18 protein-coding genes are annotated in these 17,047 nt (G+C 46.0%); all 18 read right to left on the bottom strand.

The window, feature by feature from the left end; all coding sequences use genetic code 11:
• Window positions 1-16 precede the first annotated feature (16 nt).
• The 18 genes from BMW94_RS00885 to fabG all read right to left on the bottom strand — a co-directional run bounded on the left by BMW94_RS00885 (window position 17) and on the right by fabG (window position 17,047).
• Window positions 17-442, bottom strand: a complete 426-nt coding sequence (locus BMW94_RS00885; RefSeq protein ID WP_090993568.1) for a PaaI family thioesterase — start codon at window positions 440-442, stop codon at window positions 17-19.
• A 243-nt stretch (window positions 443-685) separates the two neighbouring features.
• Window positions 686-1,135, bottom strand: a complete 450-nt coding sequence (locus tag BMW94_RS00880) for a YlbF/YmcA family competence regulator (protein WP_090993566.1) — start codon at window positions 1,133-1,135, stop codon at window positions 686-688.
• 268 nt (window positions 1,136-1,403) lie between these two features.
• Window positions 1,404-2,960 carry a tRNA (N6-isopentenyl adenosine(37)-C2)-methylthiotransferase MiaB gene (gene miaB / locus BMW94_RS00875; protein ID WP_090993564.1) on the bottom strand — a complete coding sequence of 519 codons (1,557 nt, stop codon included), beginning with the start codon at window positions 2,958-2,960 and terminating at the stop codon, window positions 1,404-1,406.
• Window positions 2,961-3,267: 307 nt separating this feature from the next.
• Window positions 3,268-3,840 carry a phosphate propanoyltransferase gene (pduL, locus tag BMW94_RS00870; protein ID WP_053783855.1) on the bottom strand — a complete coding sequence of 191 codons (573 nt, stop codon included), beginning with the start codon at window positions 3,838-3,840 and terminating at the stop codon, window positions 3,268-3,270.
• Between the two features lie 213 nt (window positions 3,841-4,053).
• Window positions 4,054-5,040, bottom strand: a complete 987-nt coding sequence (locus BMW94_RS00865) for a dipeptidase (RefSeq protein ID WP_090993562.1) — start codon at window positions 5,038-5,040, stop codon at window positions 4,054-4,056.
• Between the two features lie 92 nt (window positions 5,041-5,132).
• Window positions 5,133-5,393, bottom strand: coding sequence for a stage V sporulation protein S (locus BMW94_RS00860; protein ID WP_019005392.1), 261 nt, complete (start codon window positions 5,391-5,393; stop codon window positions 5,133-5,135).
• A gap of 117 nt (window positions 5,394-5,510) precedes the next feature.
• A complete protein-coding gene (locus BMW94_RS00855) occupies window positions 5,511-6,305 on the bottom strand; it encodes a TIGR00282 family metallophosphoesterase (RefSeq protein ID WP_024630289.1) in 795 nt (264 codons plus the stop codon).
• A gap of 162 nt (window positions 6,306-6,467) precedes the next feature.
• Window positions 6,468-8,009 (bottom strand): ribonuclease Y, encoded by a 1,542-nt coding sequence (rny, locus tag BMW94_RS00850; protein ID WP_053783853.1) that lies wholly within the window; start codon window positions 8,007-8,009, stop codon window positions 6,468-6,470.
• Window positions 8,010-8,319: 310 nt separating this feature from the next.
• Window positions 8,320-9,057 (bottom strand): regulatory protein RecX, encoded by a 738-nt coding sequence (locus tag BMW94_RS00845; protein ID WP_090994216.1) that lies wholly within the window; start codon window positions 9,055-9,057, stop codon window positions 8,320-8,322.
• Between the two features lie 262 nt (window positions 9,058-9,319).
• The gene (recA, locus tag BMW94_RS00840) at window positions 9,320-10,384 is read right to left on the bottom strand and encodes a recombinase RecA (RefSeq protein ID WP_053783851.1); all 1,065 of its coding nucleotides are present in this window, start codon (window positions 10,382-10,384) and stop codon (window positions 9,320-9,322) included.
• Window positions 10,385-10,622: 238 nt separating this feature from the next.
• On the bottom strand, window positions 10,623-11,879 hold the full coding sequence (locus BMW94_RS00835) for a competence/damage-inducible protein A (RefSeq protein ID WP_090993560.1): 1,257 nt from the start codon (window positions 11,877-11,879) through the stop codon (window positions 10,623-10,625).
• Between the two features lie 107 nt (window positions 11,880-11,986).
• The gene (pgsA, locus tag BMW94_RS00830) at window positions 11,987-12,574 is read right to left on the bottom strand and encodes a CDP-diacylglycerol--glycerol-3-phosphate 3-phosphatidyltransferase (protein ID WP_024630284.1); all 588 of its coding nucleotides are present in this window, start codon (window positions 12,572-12,574) and stop codon (window positions 11,987-11,989) included.
• Window positions 12,575-12,897: 323 nt separating this feature from the next.
• Window positions 12,898-13,389 (bottom strand): YajQ family cyclic di-GMP-binding protein, encoded by a 492-nt coding sequence (locus BMW94_RS00825; protein WP_017689115.1) that lies wholly within the window; start codon window positions 13,387-13,389, stop codon window positions 12,898-12,900.
• Window positions 13,390-13,542: 153 nt separating this feature from the next.
• Window positions 13,543-13,707, bottom strand: coding sequence for a hypothetical protein (locus BMW94_RS30330; RefSeq protein ID WP_167434746.1), 165 nt, complete (start codon window positions 13,705-13,707; stop codon window positions 13,543-13,545).
• Between the two features lie 73 nt (window positions 13,708-13,780).
• Window positions 13,781-14,806, bottom strand: a complete 1,026-nt coding sequence (locus BMW94_RS00820; protein WP_090993559.1) for a helix-turn-helix domain-containing protein — start codon at window positions 14,804-14,806, stop codon at window positions 13,781-13,783.
• 66 nt (window positions 14,807-14,872) lie between these two features.
• The gene (locus tag BMW94_RS00815; protein ID WP_024630282.1) at window positions 14,873-15,640 is read right to left on the bottom strand and encodes a DUF3388 domain-containing protein; all 768 of its coding nucleotides are present in this window, start codon (window positions 15,638-15,640) and stop codon (window positions 14,873-14,875) included.
• Between the two features lie 197 nt (window positions 15,641-15,837).
• Window positions 15,838-16,101, bottom strand: coding sequence for a DUF3243 domain-containing protein (locus BMW94_RS00810; RefSeq protein WP_063566361.1), 264 nt, complete (start codon window positions 16,099-16,101; stop codon window positions 15,838-15,840).
• Window positions 16,102-16,276: 175 nt separating this feature from the next.
• Window positions 16,277-17,047 carry an elongation factor P 5-aminopentanone reductase gene (gene fabG, locus BMW94_RS00805; protein ID WP_090993557.1) on the bottom strand — a complete coding sequence of 257 codons (771 nt, stop codon included), beginning with the start codon at window positions 17,045-17,047 and terminating at the stop codon, window positions 16,277-16,279.

Genomic DNA, 17,047 nt, shown 5'->3' with positions numbered 1-17,047 from the left:
ATAATAATATCTTTTGTCAACCTTGGGATTCCGTGTTTTGCGCCTTTACTCGCGCTATACGGAATGTGGCTGTTGCCATACACCCCAGCGTACCAGATGCATCCCGGACCTCAGATTGTGCCGTCACACTACGTCCCGCTTGATGCAGGATCGTTGATGTCACGATTAATTCCCCTTGTTTCATGGGTGCCAGAAAATGCACATTCAGGTTGGTCGTCACACAACTGTCTACTGCCATTGCCGCTGTAGCTACCATACCCATCGCCTGATCCATCAGAGATGTCAGCACACCACCATGAATAATCCCCATGGAGTTGGTGTGGTGTTCGCCCGCTGTCAACGCGATCTGCACTTCTTCTCCGTCCCCTTTAATAAAACGGCAACCGAGAAAGCCCCAAAATCTTCCGTTTCCTTCTTCAACCATTTTGTCCAAAATACCCATTATTGATTTCCCCTTTAGTGCACTTTAAGTATAAAGCCCATGATGTATGTTGTTGTTGATGATTTCCCAGCATTGGTTCTTTTCGTAGTTGATCTAAAGTGCTTCGTCGTTATATTAAGCCTGCTCTTACGGAACAGGTCTTATCCAGTGAAGTTGTTTAGATCGAGTCACCACACAAAATAACCCCACCACGTGGAGTCTGAGATGATAAAAAAGGCGCGGACTGCGTCCGCACCCTTCTATTTACCCGCAGCTGGTCGGTGGTGAATCGGTACCTGCCTCCACGTTCACTTTCTCGGAGACGGTATCTCGAATTACAGAAATAACAAGCTGAAGCAAATAATTGATATCGCTTTGGCTTTGCTGGAATTCCGTAACGAGTGGAATGCCGTCCAACTCTTCCTGCAGGTCCTCAATTTCCTGTTCAATTTTGCTGACCATGTCTGCATTTTTGAAGCTTTCAAAAGCAACGATTTCCTTTTGTTTTTTCTTGATCGTTGCAATCAATTGCTGGATGCGTTCATGATCACGAATTTTGGACTCAGCCTGTTGGAACTGTTTAACTTCTTCGCTCGTTCCAAGCATATCAGCCAATTCTTTGGCTTTTCCCATAATGTCGTCGCGTATAACCAGATTGCGCGTATCGTAGGTAGGCATTCCATAAGGGTTGTACTGCACTTCTTCCTGCGCCACTCGAAATCGCTCCATTCTATGAGATGATATAAGATGAAATACTCGATATTGCACTAAGCTCAGTTGACTGCTTGAATGACCGCTGCGGTTACGGATCGTTCTTTCGATCGCTGTTGTCTCCAGATTTTTCGAATTGTAATTGTCCGTGGTTAAAATTTGGAGACAAAGGCGAACGCTGCGCTTCTACAGAATCGATTCCGTCACCTTCGCTACGCTAGGCTGTAACCCGCCAAGTGCAAAAAGACATTCATCTTATTAGGTTTGTGTATTACTGATTGGCGGCTACTGGCTCTGTGAGCAGGTTGCCCCGAATATAGAAAGTCATTGGATCGGTGATTTCCACATGTACAAAAGTACCGATCAATTCTTTAGATCCTTCAAAGTGCACCAGCTTGTTGCTGCGTGTACGTCCTGCCAGAACATTCGAATTCCGTTTGCTCTCACCTTCGACCAGCACTTCAACAACCTTGCCACGCTGCTTTTCATTGCTGCTATGGCTGTATGCGTTGATTGTCTCGTTCAAGCGTTTCAAACGTTCCTTCTTCACGTCCATCGGCACGTTATCCTCCATCACTGCAGCAGGTGTACCTTCACGCGGAGAGTAGATGAATGTATAGGCAAAATCGTAGCCAACTTCCCTGACTAGTGACAGCGTATCTTCGAACTGTTCTTCCGTCTCCCCCGGAAAACCAACGATAATATCAGTGGTTAACACAACATCTGGAATGGCAGTTTTAATTTTGTCAGCAAGCTTCAGGTAGTGTTCCCGACTGTACTTGCGGCTCATACGTTTCAGCACTTCCGTGCTGCCAGACTGCACAGGCAGATGGATATGTTCCACCAGGTTCCCGCCCTTCGCAAGCACCTCAATCAGATGATCATCGAAGTCACGTGGATGACTGGTTGTAAACCGCACCCGTGGAATATCGATTTTGCGGATATCATCCATCAGGTCACCGAAGCTATACTTCAGATCCGTGAAGTCTTTGCCATAAGCATTAACGTTCTGGCCGAGCAGCGTGATTTCCTTGAAGCCTTGTCTTGCCAGTTCGCGAACTTCGGCAATAACATCTTCTGGACGTCGACTGCGCTCTTTCCCCCGTGTGAACGGGACGATGCAATATGTACAGAACTTGTCGCAACCATACATAATGTTCACCCAGCCGCGCATGCCCTCACGTTTTTTCGGTAGGTTCTCAATGATGTCGCCTTCCTTGGACCATACCTCAACAACCATTTCTTTACTGAACAGTGCTTCCTGAATCAGATGTGGCAGCCGATGCACATTGTGTGTACCAAAAATCATATCCACAAAGCCATGCTTCTGCATGATCCGGTTCACGACGCCTTCTTCCTGCGACATACAACCACAGACACCCAGTAACAAACCTGGACGTTCGGTTTTCAGGGTTTTCAGATGGCCCAGCTCACCAAACACTTTATCTTCTGCATTTTCCCGAATCGCACAGGTGTTTAACAAAATAATATCTGCCTCTTTGCGATCCTCGGTAGCCTGATACCCCATCGATTCAAGTAACCCTTTAATGGTCTCCGAATCATGCTCGTTCATCTGGCATCCATACGTATATACGATATAGTGTTTGCCTTTCCCCACGTTTTTCAGTTCATCGGGTACGGCTGTTTCGTAAAGCACCTGAACGTCTTCCTTGCCCCGTTGTTTCTCCTGACGATGATTGGGTTCCGACTTGATGTTAATCTCCCGGCCCCGGATTCTTATCTTTTTGCTGAATTCATCTTGCGAAATTACTTTGGCATCGGAGAAATCAAAATATTGGGAGTAATCCTTTTTTGAGTCTTTAGCCATTTCCTTCGGTCACTCCTTACAGCCTCTATTAATAAAAAATCGTTATTTCATCTTGTTTCACGTGATTTGCACGCTTTATACATCAAAAGAGCATTACAGCAAATTATAACATGAATTGGGCTGTAGTTCCACATCCAAAGCCGCTGCCCCTTTGCCTATCCCGAAATCTGCGCAGGTCTGCTAAACAGCCCGAAAATACACAAAAACCTGAGCTATCCCAGGTCGAATGCAGCGACGCTGTGGATATACTCAGGTTTATACGTTCATTCAAACCGCCAGGATCACGGCTGAAGATTGTTCCATGTCATTAGTCGATGATTTCAGCAGTATCACCGTTACGAGCGCCAGCTGCATTAGCTTCATCTGTATCAATATGCATGTCCAGTGCAAAGGAATCCGATACACGAGCCAGTACATTTTCCAGTACCAGACCACGATCTCCACCCAGACGAACTTTCAGCAATTGTTTGTCCTCAATGCCCCATTTAGCAGCATCAGACGTATGGAAGTGGATGTGACGAGCAGCAACGATAACACCTTTATCGATTGTAACTTCGCCAGCAGGTCCTTTAATCGTAATACCTGGAGTACCTTCGATGCTTCCGGATTCACGAACAGGTGCCTTAACACCAATAGCGAAAGAGTCTGTCATCGAGATTTCCAGTTGTGTTTCCGGACGAACAGGTCCAAGGATACGCACTTTATCAAACTGTCCTTTCGAACCAATAACCGCTACTGTTTCGTTAGCAGCATATTGTCCTGGTTGGGACAGAGGTTTAAACTCAGTCAATTCATAGCCTTTACCAAACAAAATTTCAACGTGCTCTTGAGATACATGAATGTGACGGGCAGATACGCCCACAGGTACTGTTTTGCTCATTGTGAATTTCACTCCTTGTTTATCTATGGCCTGTAGCCAGGCTCTTAACATTCCTATGGTATTATACCCCTTTTTGAAGTGAAATGAAAACGAACTGCTGAAAATTCATGAAATACACTTATTTTGCAATCATTAATCCCCTGTATTTGGTAAATCCATCTGAACATGGACGGCTACTCCTTCCAGCTCATTTTCTTCAGGGGACCAACGGTATCATGATTTGCCATGTTCCACCTTCAAATTTTCCCTTGGCAAATTTTCTCTTAAATAACTCATCGCATTGCCCCACATCCAACCGTGAACTAGTGATTCGTCGTAGTGCTTGAGCAGCGTATTTATCAACTTCGGATACTGCCCGGTATGCTCAAGGTCTTGGATATACGTAGCAATTCCGTCAAAATCAGACCCCATCATTAGATGATGCTCCCCACCCAGGGAACATATCCGCTCAATATGAGGCAGCAGATCTTCAATACGCACTTCACCTTCCTGCTTCACAAACCAAGGCACAAACGTCAGACCAATACGCCCTTCGCGGGCAATAATGGCCCGAATCTGATCGTCCTTCAGATTACGCACATGCGGGCATATGGCATAACTGTTGGAATGCGACGCGATAAAAGGACGTTTACTAAGGTCAGCAAGCTCCCAGAAGCCTTTCTCGGTCAGATGTGATACATCCAGCAGCATGCCGATTTGATTACACAAGTGAACCAACTCCCTGCCTTTCTCCGTAAGTCCCGCCCCACGTTTCTCCAATACACCATCAGCTGCCCAATTGGCGTAGTTCCAGGTAAGCCCAACAATCCGGACACCCATTTGATAACACAACTCCAGATAAAAGAGATTGCCCTCCAGTCCATCGACACCTTCAAGTGTAAGCAGTCCCCATGGTCTGTCGGTCTGCCCGATCTGCGCAAGCTGTTCCCGCCACAATAATGTATGTGTGCCTTCAGCTCGTTCTTTGGTTATCTCCACTCGCTTGCGGTACGTGTCCAACTGGCCCATCACATGTTCAAACTTTCCTCTGCCAAGCACTTCGGGCAAATAGATTGCAAAGGCCTGCAAACCAATGTTACCTTCTCTCATACGTTCCAGATTCACATCCAGCTGTGAAGCATTTTCAAATGAATGGCTAGGGTTCATCAGCATTTTACTCAAAGCATCACAATGAAAATCGGCTACTCGCCAGTTGTGCATCACAATCTCTCCTTCTAAACGGCTATGTTATGGAATAAAACGCAAAAAAACCTGTCTACTTCGTAAACAGGTTCAATGCATAAACGCATGTATTATCTGGGCTCCACAATCAGCTTAATGGCCGTTCGGTCCTCGCCGTCGATCACAATGTCTGTAAAAGCTGGAATACAAATCAAGTCAACTCCGCTTGGTGCTACAAATCCCCGGGCTATCGCTACCGCTTTAATGGCTTGGTTCAGTGCTCCCGCTCCAATTGCCTGCAGTTCAGCATTTCCACGTTCACGAAGAACACCTGCAAGAGCGCCGGCTACGGAATTGGGATTGGACTTTGCTGAAACTTTTAATACTTCCATGGTAAGTACCTCCCTGGGAATGTTGAATGTTTGTTTCCACTTACTAGATGTTATTCGCGGGAGGCAAAAAAATTCCTTCTTTTTAGTCGGGTTTCCCTGCAAAATGGGACAATACCCCTATTCCATACGCCACTCGTCCTCCATCAGACGAATTTTCTCAATACGTGTTGCAGCGCCTGTGGCTTCATCAATCTCCACAAATACACCGTGGAAATGCCATTTGCCATCATCCACCACAAATCGTACCGGAAGCTGGGTGTAGAACTTGCGAAGCACCGCTTCACGCTCCATGCCCAATATGCCGTCACGCGGCCCTACCATGCCCGCATCCGTTAAATAAGCTGTTCCTCCAGGCAAAATACGATCATCATTGCTCTGCACATGTGTATGTGTACCTACGACCAGCGATGCACGTCCATCCAGATGCCAGCCCATGGCAATTTTCTCTGACGTTGCTTCAGCATGCATATCGACCAGAATACACTTATGATCTTGACGCAGTTCATCTACAATTTCATCAGCAACGCGGAATGGGCAATCCAGAGCTGGCAGGAACGTCCGGCCTTGCAGATTGACAATCGCCAGCTCCTTACCTTCTCCTTTGACTACGGTGTATCCACGCCCTGGTGTTCCTGGAGGAAAGTTCGCAGGACGAATCATACGTGGCTCATCATCTATAAAATCAAATATATCCTTATTGTCCCAAGTATGGTTACCAAGGGTGATGCCATGCACACCCCAGTTGAAAAATTCATTCGCAATTGCCCCGGTGATTCCCCGGCCTGCCGCTGCATTTTCCCCATTTACAATGACCACATGCGGCTTATACTTCGTTTTGAGGTAGGGGAGGTTTTCCTTCAGCGCCTTACGCCCCACATTCCCCACAATATCACCAATAAACAAAACTTTCATTTTACTGCCTCCTTAATCCCTACCAAGCGCAGCCTTCTTCAAAGCATCCGAAACTTCGCAGGACCTCTATCTGTTGCTCATCAATTTTATTATAAAAATGCCTTTTAACAGGCTATCAACAGGAAAAGTGGCCCACTACTGCGGCCACTTTTCCGTAATGCTCTATTTTGCGTATTCAACCGCACGGGTTTCCCGGATGACGGTGACCTTGATGTGACCCGGATAATCAAGTTCGTTCTCGATCATCTTCGTGATGTCACGCGCGAGGCGGAAGGCTTCAGCATCGTCGATTTTCTCAGGCTGTACCATAACGCGAACTTCGCGTCCGGCCTGGATGGCATACGATTTCTCGACACCTTCGAACGATTCCGAAATTTCTTCCAGCTTCTCCAGTCGTTTGATATACGTTTCCAGCGTTTCGCGGCGTGCGCCTGGTCTTGCTGCGGAGAGCGCATCTGCTGCGCCAACCAACATGGCAATAACCGAAGTCGCTTCGCAATCCCCGTGATGGGACGCGATACTGTTGATTACAACCGGATGTTCTTTGTATTTCTTCGCTAGTTCCACGCCGATTTCGACGTGTGATCCTTCCACTTCGTGATCCAGCGCTTTACCGATGTCATGCAATAGACCTGCACGTCTTGCTAGGGTTACGTCTTCTCCGAGTTCGCCAGCCATCAATCCAGCCAGATAAGCGACTTCCATCGAATGTTTCAAGACGTTTTGACCATAGCTTGTACGGAACTTCAACCGGCCCAGAATTTTAATCAAGTCCGGATGCAGACCATGCACGCCCACTTCAAAGGTAGCTTGCTCACCGTATTCACGGATACGCTCATCCACTTCTTTGCGGGATTTTTCCACCATCTCTTCAATCCGTGCCGGGTGAATACGTCCATCAGCCACCAGTTTTTCGAGGGCAGTACGGGCGATTTCACGACGAATCGGGTCAAAGCCCGACAGAATAACAGCTTCTGGCGTATCATCGATAATGAGGTCAATCCCGGTAAGGGTTTCAAGCGCACGAATGTTACGTCCTTCACGACCGATAATCCGGCCTTTCATTTCTTCATTTGGCAAAGTAACAACGGATACCGTTGTCTCCGCCACGTGATCAGCCGCACAGCGTTGGATAGCGAGTGTAATAATCTCGCGGGACTTTTTGTCCGCTTCTTCCTTCGCTTGCTGTTCAATGTCCTTGATCATTTGAGCCGTCTCATGACGAACTTCCTGTTCTACGTTGGACAGTATGATACTGCGTGCGTCTTCCATAGTGAGGTTGGATATGCGCTCCAGCTCCGTCACCTGGTTTTTGTAGATCATCTCGATCTGCTGCTGTGTCTCATCAATTCGTTTCTCTTTGTTAGCCACTTGCTCTTCTTTACGTTCGAGTGATTCCAATTTTTTATCCAGCGACTCTTCTTTTTGCAACAATCGTCTTTCTTGTCGTTGAATTTCATTCCGACGTTCACGAGTGTCTTTTTCAGCTTCGGCGCGAATGCGATGAATTTCATCCTTCGCTTCCAACACCGTTTCTTTCTTCAGTGCTTCTGCCTCTTTCTTCGCGTTCTCCACGATTTGTACGGCAGCTTCTTCCGCACTGGAGATCTTAGCTTCTGCAAGAGATTTGCGAATAAAATATCCTACTCCGAACCCAATGAATAGCGCGGCTGCAACGAGAGCGATCGTGATTGCAGGATTCATACTGTTCACCTCCTCGTTGGTTCCTCCAAGGCATTCCTTGGGTCAATTTGCAGTTTTCAAACCTAACATATTTTTGGGAATAACGAATACTCACGGCGATCCCCCGCCGATTTTCATTTCAAGTGTACATGTTGCCATGTACTATTCACCGTCTCTGGCGAACCCATAATCATGAATGGTATAAATCTTAAAAAACAGAAACCGCTTTTTTGGAAGGAAAAAGGGTTGTCCATTTCTTACAGACTCATGTCCATTTTAGTATTTGACGAAAGAAATTGTCAAGAGAATGCAGTATAGTGAGTCCAGTCTGCTAATCCCATAACAACGCTTCGTCATCTTCGGGGTCTTTAGCCTCGTCTTCTTCAATTAAACAATTCACGACCCGACGCACCATATCCATGGAAAAACCTCGTCGCATCAAGAAGGGAAGCGTTTTACGTTTCTTCTCCTGGATGTCTCCTTTGACCTGATTCCATTTTTTGCGTCCGGCGGTTAGAGCCGCCTCAAATTCCGCATCTGTACTTACACCTTCAAGTGCTTCAGCAATCAGCTCATTGGCAATGCCCTTCTGACGCAGCTCTTGCCTTATCCACAGTTTTCCCTTCCGCTGGCCCTCCATACGCTGACGAGTCCATTCCTTCGCAAACAGTTCGTCATCGACCAAATTCTCTCGTTCAAGCCGATCCAGGGCCTCTTCAATCAACGATGCAGCAAACTCTTTTTGCCGAAGCTTCTGACTTAATTCATGGCGTGTGCGGGGTTTATGCTCCAGATATCGCAAAGACTGCACATACGTCCGCTGTCGTTCGTCAGCTACTATGATGTCTTCCAAGTCCTTTTTCAGAAACGTATTTCCCCGGGTCATCCGATATTTAATCATTACATCTTCAAGCACCGTAATTGAATACAAACCAAAGGTAATTCGGTAACGAGCTTCCCTGCTCTTCGTTCGTTCTACTCGTGTAATGGTAAGTTCTTCGTTATCCGGGAATTGGGAGATTCCCTCCAGCTCGGCTTCTTCATATAAATCATCTTCATGGTGATCCATGTCGGTCTCCCCTTCCATCTAAACCTCATACGTTTAACGTATTTCAAAAGAAATATCAGATACTAATACAAAAGGCCGGAAACAATGTCCGGCCTCTCACAAATAGTAATCATGCCAACAGCCCCTGCCCATTCGGACAGAGGCTGTTGGACAGCGCGAGCGCACACACCATACCCCAAGCCAGATCGAGCCAAGCTCAATCAGACAAGCTTTGGGAGTTCAGAGGGGCAACGCCCTCTAGGGCCCTTCCTACAAGGGAGGGTTACTCGTTAATTTCAAATAGTTCTTGTTCTTCTGCTGCTTCTTTTTGTTGCTCTTCGCTAGTTGGCGCAGGAACTGCAGTAGTCAAGTTACTGGCTACACGAATTTTTTGTTCAATGATTTCAGCAATATCTTTATGCTCTTTCATGAACTGCTTCGCGTTCTCACGGCCTTGTCCTAAACGCTCGCCTTCGTATGAGTACCATGCACCACTTTTATTGACGATGTCCAGCTCAGTACCAATGTCAATGATACTGCCTTCTCTCGATATACCCTCACCGTACATGATATCCACTTCCGCTTGTTTAAACGGAGGTGCTACTTTGTTTTTCACCACTTTAATACGCGTACGGTTACCAATCATGTCATTTCCTGATTTGATACTCTCAATACGGCGTACATCCAGACGCACCGTGGAATAAAATTTCAGGGCACGACCACCAGGTGTTGTTTCTGGGTTACCAAACATAACCCCGACTTTTTCACGAAGTTGGTTGATAAAGATCGCGATCGTTTTGGATTTACTGATTGCACCAGACAGTTTACGCAGTGCCTGAGACATCAGACGCGCTTGCAAACCGACATGGGAATCACCCATTTCGCCTTCGATTTCTGCTTTCGGTACCAATGCAGCAACAGAGTCAATAACGACAATATCCACAGCACCACTACGTACAAGCGCTTCTGCAATTTCAAGCCCTTGCTCACCCGTATCTGGCTGAGACAGAAGCAATTCGTCAATGTTAACACCCAGTTTGCTTGCGTATTGTGGGTCAAGAGCATGCTCGGCATCGATAAATGCAGCTTGTCCACCCACTCTTTGTACTTCAGCGATAGCATGCAATGCTACGGTTGTTTTACCAGAAGATTCAGGTCCATATATTTCAACAATCCGGCCTTTAGGCAAGCCGCCTGTTCCTAATGCAATATCCAAAGCCAAGGAACCGCTGGGTATAATTTCCACATTCATGTGAGTCGACTCACCCAGTTTCATGATGGATCCTTTACCAAATTGCTTCTCTATTTGACGGAGCGCCATATCAAGCGCGGCACGACGGTCTGACAATAAGCTCACACCCTTTACTGTTTATAAGATAATGATACCTTGTTTTAACACGTTTGCCAAGCTTTTTTTCGAACATACATTCGTTTTTTTGTGAAGGCTGAGGCGCCTCTTCCTCAAGGAAACTTTCCATTAAACAGAAAAAAGAACCGTAAACAAGGCTGTAAAGCCTGATTTTACGGTTCTTCCGTCTTCCTTTATTATACTTGCTTGCCATGGCAAATGCAATCCGAGCTGTGAACTAGTCCAACTCCACAAGCTTGCGCCACAAACGGTAAAGAATCGCTTTCGCTGAACGGATCCGAACCGTTTCCCGATTGCCATTAATGCGCAGTTCATGAATTTCTGTCTCTTTACCACGCTCTGCCAGAGCGATGAAAACAAGTCCTGGCGGTTTGCGTTCAGAATATCCAGGTCCCGCTACACCTGTAACCGACAGACCAAAGTCGGCATCCCCAATCATGCGAATCTGCTCTGCCAGCACTTTGGCGACTTCTGGACTCACTGCGCCCGGTGCATCTTCACCTTCCAGATAGGCATGCGGGACATGGAGCAGCTTTTCCTTGATTTCATTGGAGTAACATACAATTCCGCCCTTAAGCATCGACGCACTGCCAGGGACTGATGTCAGACTCTGCATGACGAGCCCTCCTGTGCAGCTCTCAGCCGCGCTAAGTGTCAGACCCATATCAGACATCATCGTTACAATTGTGTACTCTATAGGCACATCCTCGTTCGCGTAGAGATGCTCTGGCAATCGTTCCCGAATCTGAACTTCCATTGCATCCAGCTTCAGCTTCGCCTCACTCTCACTTGGAGCCTTTGTAGATACACGTACCGTAACTTCTCCCTCACTTGCATAAGGAGCAATGGTAGGATCTGTCTGTGTATCAATCAGATCCAGGAGTCTGTCTTCCAATGCCGATTCTCCAATTCCTGCAAACTTCAGCATTTTCGAGTAGATCGGCATTTCTTCTGTCAGTACATGCTGGAACAACCAAGGCTTAACTTCCTGTTCAAACATAGGAATCAGCTCTTTCGGTGGTCCAGGCATCACTACATAATGCTTGCCATTGTCGGAAATCGCATTTCCTGCGGCAAGGCCTGTTTCGTTCGCCAGCGGTGTCCCGCCCTCTATAACGATCGCCTGACGACGATTGTTTTCGGTCATGTCTACATTACGATCTCGGAAGAAACTCTCGATTTTGTCCATGGCCATTCGATCTGTATGCAGCTTGCGGTTCAAGACTGCCGCGATCGCATCCTTGGTCAAGTCATCCTGTGTAGGACCGATGCCACCGGAAAATAAAATGACGTCTGCACGACTCTGAGCGATGCGAATGGCGTCACTAAGTCGATTTAGATTATCACCAACCACCGTTTGGAAATATACGTCAATCCCGATCGCAGCCAATTCACGAGATAAATATCGGGCATTGGTATTCACAATTTGTCCAAGCAACAATTCTGTGCCAACTGCAATGATTTCTGCCTTCATTCAGCATCCTCCTGTACACGTGGTGAGTGATCAAAGGGCAATAGGATGATTTCCTATTGCCCTTCGTACAAATGATTTCTTCTTGGTTCCCCATTTAACCTCAAACGTTACACTTTTGATAAATGAAGCAAATTTTTGTTTTTGATAAAGTAATCAATGCCTGACCAAATCGTAATAATCGCTGCAGCCCAAACGGCGATCACGTCCATGTGAATACCCGTGAATGAGAACGGGAAATTATTCAGCAGCAGCAGCACAATCGCCACAATTTGCACGACGGTCTTCAGTTTGCCCCAGGCACTTGCCGCAACAACCGAACCATCCAATAATGCAATCTGACGCAAGCCGGTAACCGCAAACTCACGACTAATAATGACCACAGCAATCCAGGAATCCAACTTACCCATTTCCACAAGTGAAATCAGCACCGCAGTAACCAACAACTTGTCAGCCAGCGGATCAAGCAATTTCCCCAGATTGGTGACCATATTATTTTTCCGCGCCAGATAGCCGTCAATTCCATCGGTACTTGCTGCAATGATAAAAATGACAGCAGCAATTAATTGATTATACGGAAGCGATAAGCTTCCCAATTGCAACGGTTCTGGATAGAACGGAAAATCTACGAGCAGGAACACCATCAAAAAAGGGATTAAGCAAATTCGTGCAAGCGTAATCCGGTTGGGTAAATTCACAAGACGCCCTCCCTCTTATCCTCCATTACTCCAAACATTCATCTTAATCCCGTATTCATCATCCGGAACATGAAATTTACAGTTTCACTGTCAATCAGCACTAAACGTGCTCTCGCTATGTAAAAACGCAAAAAATAAAGTCAACCGTTCAAACGCAAAACCGTTTTAAACGTTCCGGTGACTTTCAGAAGATGTACTGCTTTTCACAAAGTCAGCAAACGATGATGACTGGGCTTTGATGCTTATCTGCCAGCAATGCACACTTAGTATAATATACGCCAATTGCAGTGTCAAAAAACACGTCTAGCTACAAAAAGGAGATATTATTTGAAATTTGTATATTGCAGGTCCAAAGGCAAATTGGCACCGTTCAATAACTGCATAACTGCCTGCAAATCATTTTTACTTTTACCTGTTACCCGGAGCTGATCTCCCTGAATCTGACTCTTCACTTTCATCTTGGAGTCACGAATCAAAATATTAATTTTTTTAGCGATATCCTGATCAATCCCCTGCTTGAAATTCAAACGCTGGCGGACTGTACCTGAAGAAGCTGGCTCCACTTTTGCATAATCAATGTTTTTTAAAGGTAAACCCCGCTTTGCCATCTTGGATTGAAGCACATCGATAACAGCCTTGAGTTTGGTCTCATCATCAGATACGATCGTTAACGCATCCTTATCCAGTTTCAGACTGCTCTTGCTGCCCTTGAAGTCATAACGCGTGCCAATTTCCTTTTCCGTTTGTGTAACGGCATTTGTCAATTCCTGCAAGTCCATTTTGGACACGATATCAAATGAATTTTCTGAACTCAAACCAGTCACCCTTTCAGTTAATCATATGTTCTGTAACATTATAGAGGATACGCCAAGCAAAAGTCTAATTTTATGAGATTTTTCAAAATAAAAAAGCATTCTTGGCTGCCACTTGAGATGGTTGCCAAAAATGCTTTTCGTGCGGCTGCCCTTCTAATAACGACTGCGATTAGGCTGTCTGAACATGTCGAGCACACCCAGAAGCACATGTGCAAGTCCAAAGCCCAAAATTCCGTAACCCCAGGCAGTTGGAGTCAAGTAATAACCCAGGAGGCTGACAATGATCCCCAAACCTGTTACGATCCAGCTGACTGTCACAGCCATCCACCTCACTTCACCAAAAGTTGACTGCAAGTTAAGACATGGTTAGTGTCTCCCGCAGAAACTTTGGTTATTCGCCGCTAGTGCCGGTGCTTCCTGTTTCATTCGTCGTAGTGCCTTCAGTACCTGTGGAAGACGTATCCTCACCAAGTCTTAACCGAATGCGGTTTGTTGCTTTCCCGTCTGTCACAACCTGCCCTGCAACCTCAATTGTGGTCGCTGCAGCGTAACCGGACTTAATGTACATTCCTGCACTGTCCAATTCAAAAGTATAACTGTCTCCCTCAGCGGTGTTGCCGTACTCCAACTTTTCTCCACTAGAGTTCTCGCCCTTGTATACTTCCAGCCAACTATGCCCCGTTGCTTTAATTGTAACGGTCACAGGCTGCCCTGCACTGCCGTTTACTTTGAAGTTCGTAATATTGCCTGATTTTCCGTCTTCAGCAACAGTTACAGAAGCTGGCGTATTATCCGTTGGGTTCTCTTCATTTTCACCCGTCGTTTGCCCATCCGTCTGTCCGTCAGTTTGTCCCTCGGCCGTTCCGCCACCGTTACCGCCTGCCTCGCCTTCATTCGTTTCTCCGCTACCGGATTCGTTAACTGGAGGATTAGAGGCTTGACCATTATCTGTAGGCTCATCCGGTTTATCTTGAGGCTGCTGCTGGCTGTCTGTGATCTTCGTCTGATCCAGCCCTTGTGTATCCGAATCATTCTTGTTCATCACCACATACACGTACAACAGCACAAGAATTAATATCGGAAAAGTCCACATCAGCGCAACAGACATCCAGCGGTTACTGCGCTCTACTGGACGACTTGAACGTTTTTGAATAACCGGCTCCATGGTTGCTTCCGTTTCTTCTGCAGGTACATCTTTCTTATGTCCCTCCAGCAGCTCATCAGGATTTAGTCCCACCGTTTCTGCATAGGTTTTGATAAATGCACGCACATAGAAGCTACCAGGCAGCACTTTGTAGTCTCCTGCCTCTATTGCCTCCAAATACCTCTTGCGAATTTTAGTCATTTCCTGTACATCGTCAAGACTCATCCCTTTTTGCAGCCGGGCCTCTCTTAACTGCTGACCCAGTTCAGACATGCCATCTCCTCCTTATGTTTATCTCTATGGTTGTTGCTTATCTATTTCATGATCCCGTACGGAGCGTTACAGTTCGTCGGTGTAGCTGGCCGTAAACGTATCATAAATAATTTCTTCATTCGGATTGTTGCGCAGTTCAATAATAATGTCAAAATCGTTAAAATCATATTCCGACTCCTGCACAAAAATATCCGGATGTTCAATAACCTTGGTGCTTGGCATCGTCATAATGTCCTGTAACAGATTATAATGCCGTTCGCTTGAACGAATCGTACTGACAATTCCGTCAATGATAAACACATTGTTTGGATTCAATTCGTCCTCGGACATCTGGCTTCTTATGGTCTGACGCAGAAGTGTGGAGGAAACAAACGTCCATCGCTTCATCGCACATACGCTGCCTGCAATAATGGATTCCGTCTTACCTACACGCGGCATTCCGCGCAAGCCAATGACTTGATTGCCTTCCCTCTTGAATACTTCACCCAAAAAGTCCACAAGTAACCCAAGTTCATCCCGCGTAAAACGAAATGTCTTGCGATCATCCGAATCACGATCAATATAGCGACCATGACGCACAGCCAGAATATCAACCAGTTTCGGTTGACGCAGAGCAGACACAGTTATACTGTTCACTTTGCCAAGCATTTCACCCAGCAGACGGATCTTCTCGTCATCGTCCGATTCCAGCAGCATCCCCCTGGTTTTGCCTTCAACACCGTTGATGGTCAATATATTTACTTCAAGCATCCCCAGCATAGAGGCAATATCCCCTAACAGGCCAGGTCTGTTCTTATGTATTTTATACTCCATATACCATTGTTTAGATTCCATTTAAACACCCCGTAAAGCATTATTCCACATTATTCGACAGTAACAGAACGCGTCCATTGGACGACAATCTGAGATATCTTCTAAAAATGGGTCACGTTAATGATATATAAAAAGAAAATGAATTACAAGAACAGGTCTGTAATCAATGTGTAATCATTAGAGAAAAGCCCCCTTTCGGGAGCTTTCCATCGGTATTCTTATGCGTTTTGTTTGGCCAATTTGACCATCAGGCACGCAATCGTACGACGTTCATCCTCGTCGCCGACTTCCCATAGTTCTTTCAATGCCCGGTTGGAAGGGTTCGCCGGATCTACTTTCTCATCCAGGAAGTCACCGATTTCATACGCAAGTTTGTTGATGGTTTCTTCGTTCATCCCCATCTTCTCTGCTTGCTGTACGCGGTCACCCAAAAACTTCTTCCAAGTGTCAAAACTCGTGAGCACCGTTTTTTCTGTTGACATGATAAATCCTCCTTTGCTTGACGCATGAGATTTAAAATCAACAGTTGTAATATGTGCTTCCCAAGCATTTTATATACGAGCATTTTTGAATTAATCGAAGATCATTTTCGAATCATTTAATTCCATGAAGATACTACCTCGAAGTGAAATCAAAATTGAATTCACACCCCATATATTACGTGAGCCAGCCACCATTTGGACTTATAATCTGCCCATTAATGTAGCCGGACTCTGGAAGGGCAAGGAAGTAAACCAGTGATGAAATTTCATCTGGCTGGGCAAGTCTTCCTGCCGGAATTTCCTCTTCCAGCATTTTTAGTTCATCCTGATCCAGATGATTCAACATGGATGTTTGAACTGCACCCGGAGCTACAGCGTTCACCGTTACGCCAGATGGAGCCAGCTCTTTGGCAAGAGCTTTGGTGAATGCATTTACACCGCCTTTGGTTGTAGAATACAACACCTCACACGAGGCACCGGAAATTCCCCAGATAGACGACACGTTAATAATTCGACCGTATCTTTGCGAGATCATGTGAGGCATCATTTCCTGGGTACACAAGAACATGCCTTTCAGGTTGATCGCCATCACTTCATCCCAGATTTCTTCCGTAACATCAGACAGCATTCCATAATGAGATATCCCTGCATTATTCACCAGAATATCCGGCATCAGTCCATGTGATTCCAGCTTTTCACGCATACGTTCAATTTGTTCCCGACTGCGAAGATCAGCAGAAACCGTCATGACCTTACCACTGCCTTGTTCCATGCATCTTCTCGCCGCTTCATTAGCTGCTTCATGCGATTTCATATAGTGAATCACTACATTCATGCCCACCTTGGCAAAACGCTCCGCGATGGCTGCTCCAATGCCTCCACTCGCGCCTGTTACTAGTACCGTCATTTCTCCAATTGACTTCAATTGTCCTGTTCCCCTCTCCAT

The sequence above is a fragment of the Paenibacillus sp. OK003 genome (assembly GCF_900109515.1).
Classification (GTDB): Bacteria; Bacillota; Bacilli; order Paenibacillales; family Paenibacillaceae; genus Paenibacillus; species Paenibacillus marchantiae.
This window is presented reverse-complemented; position numbering and strand designations above follow the sequence as displayed.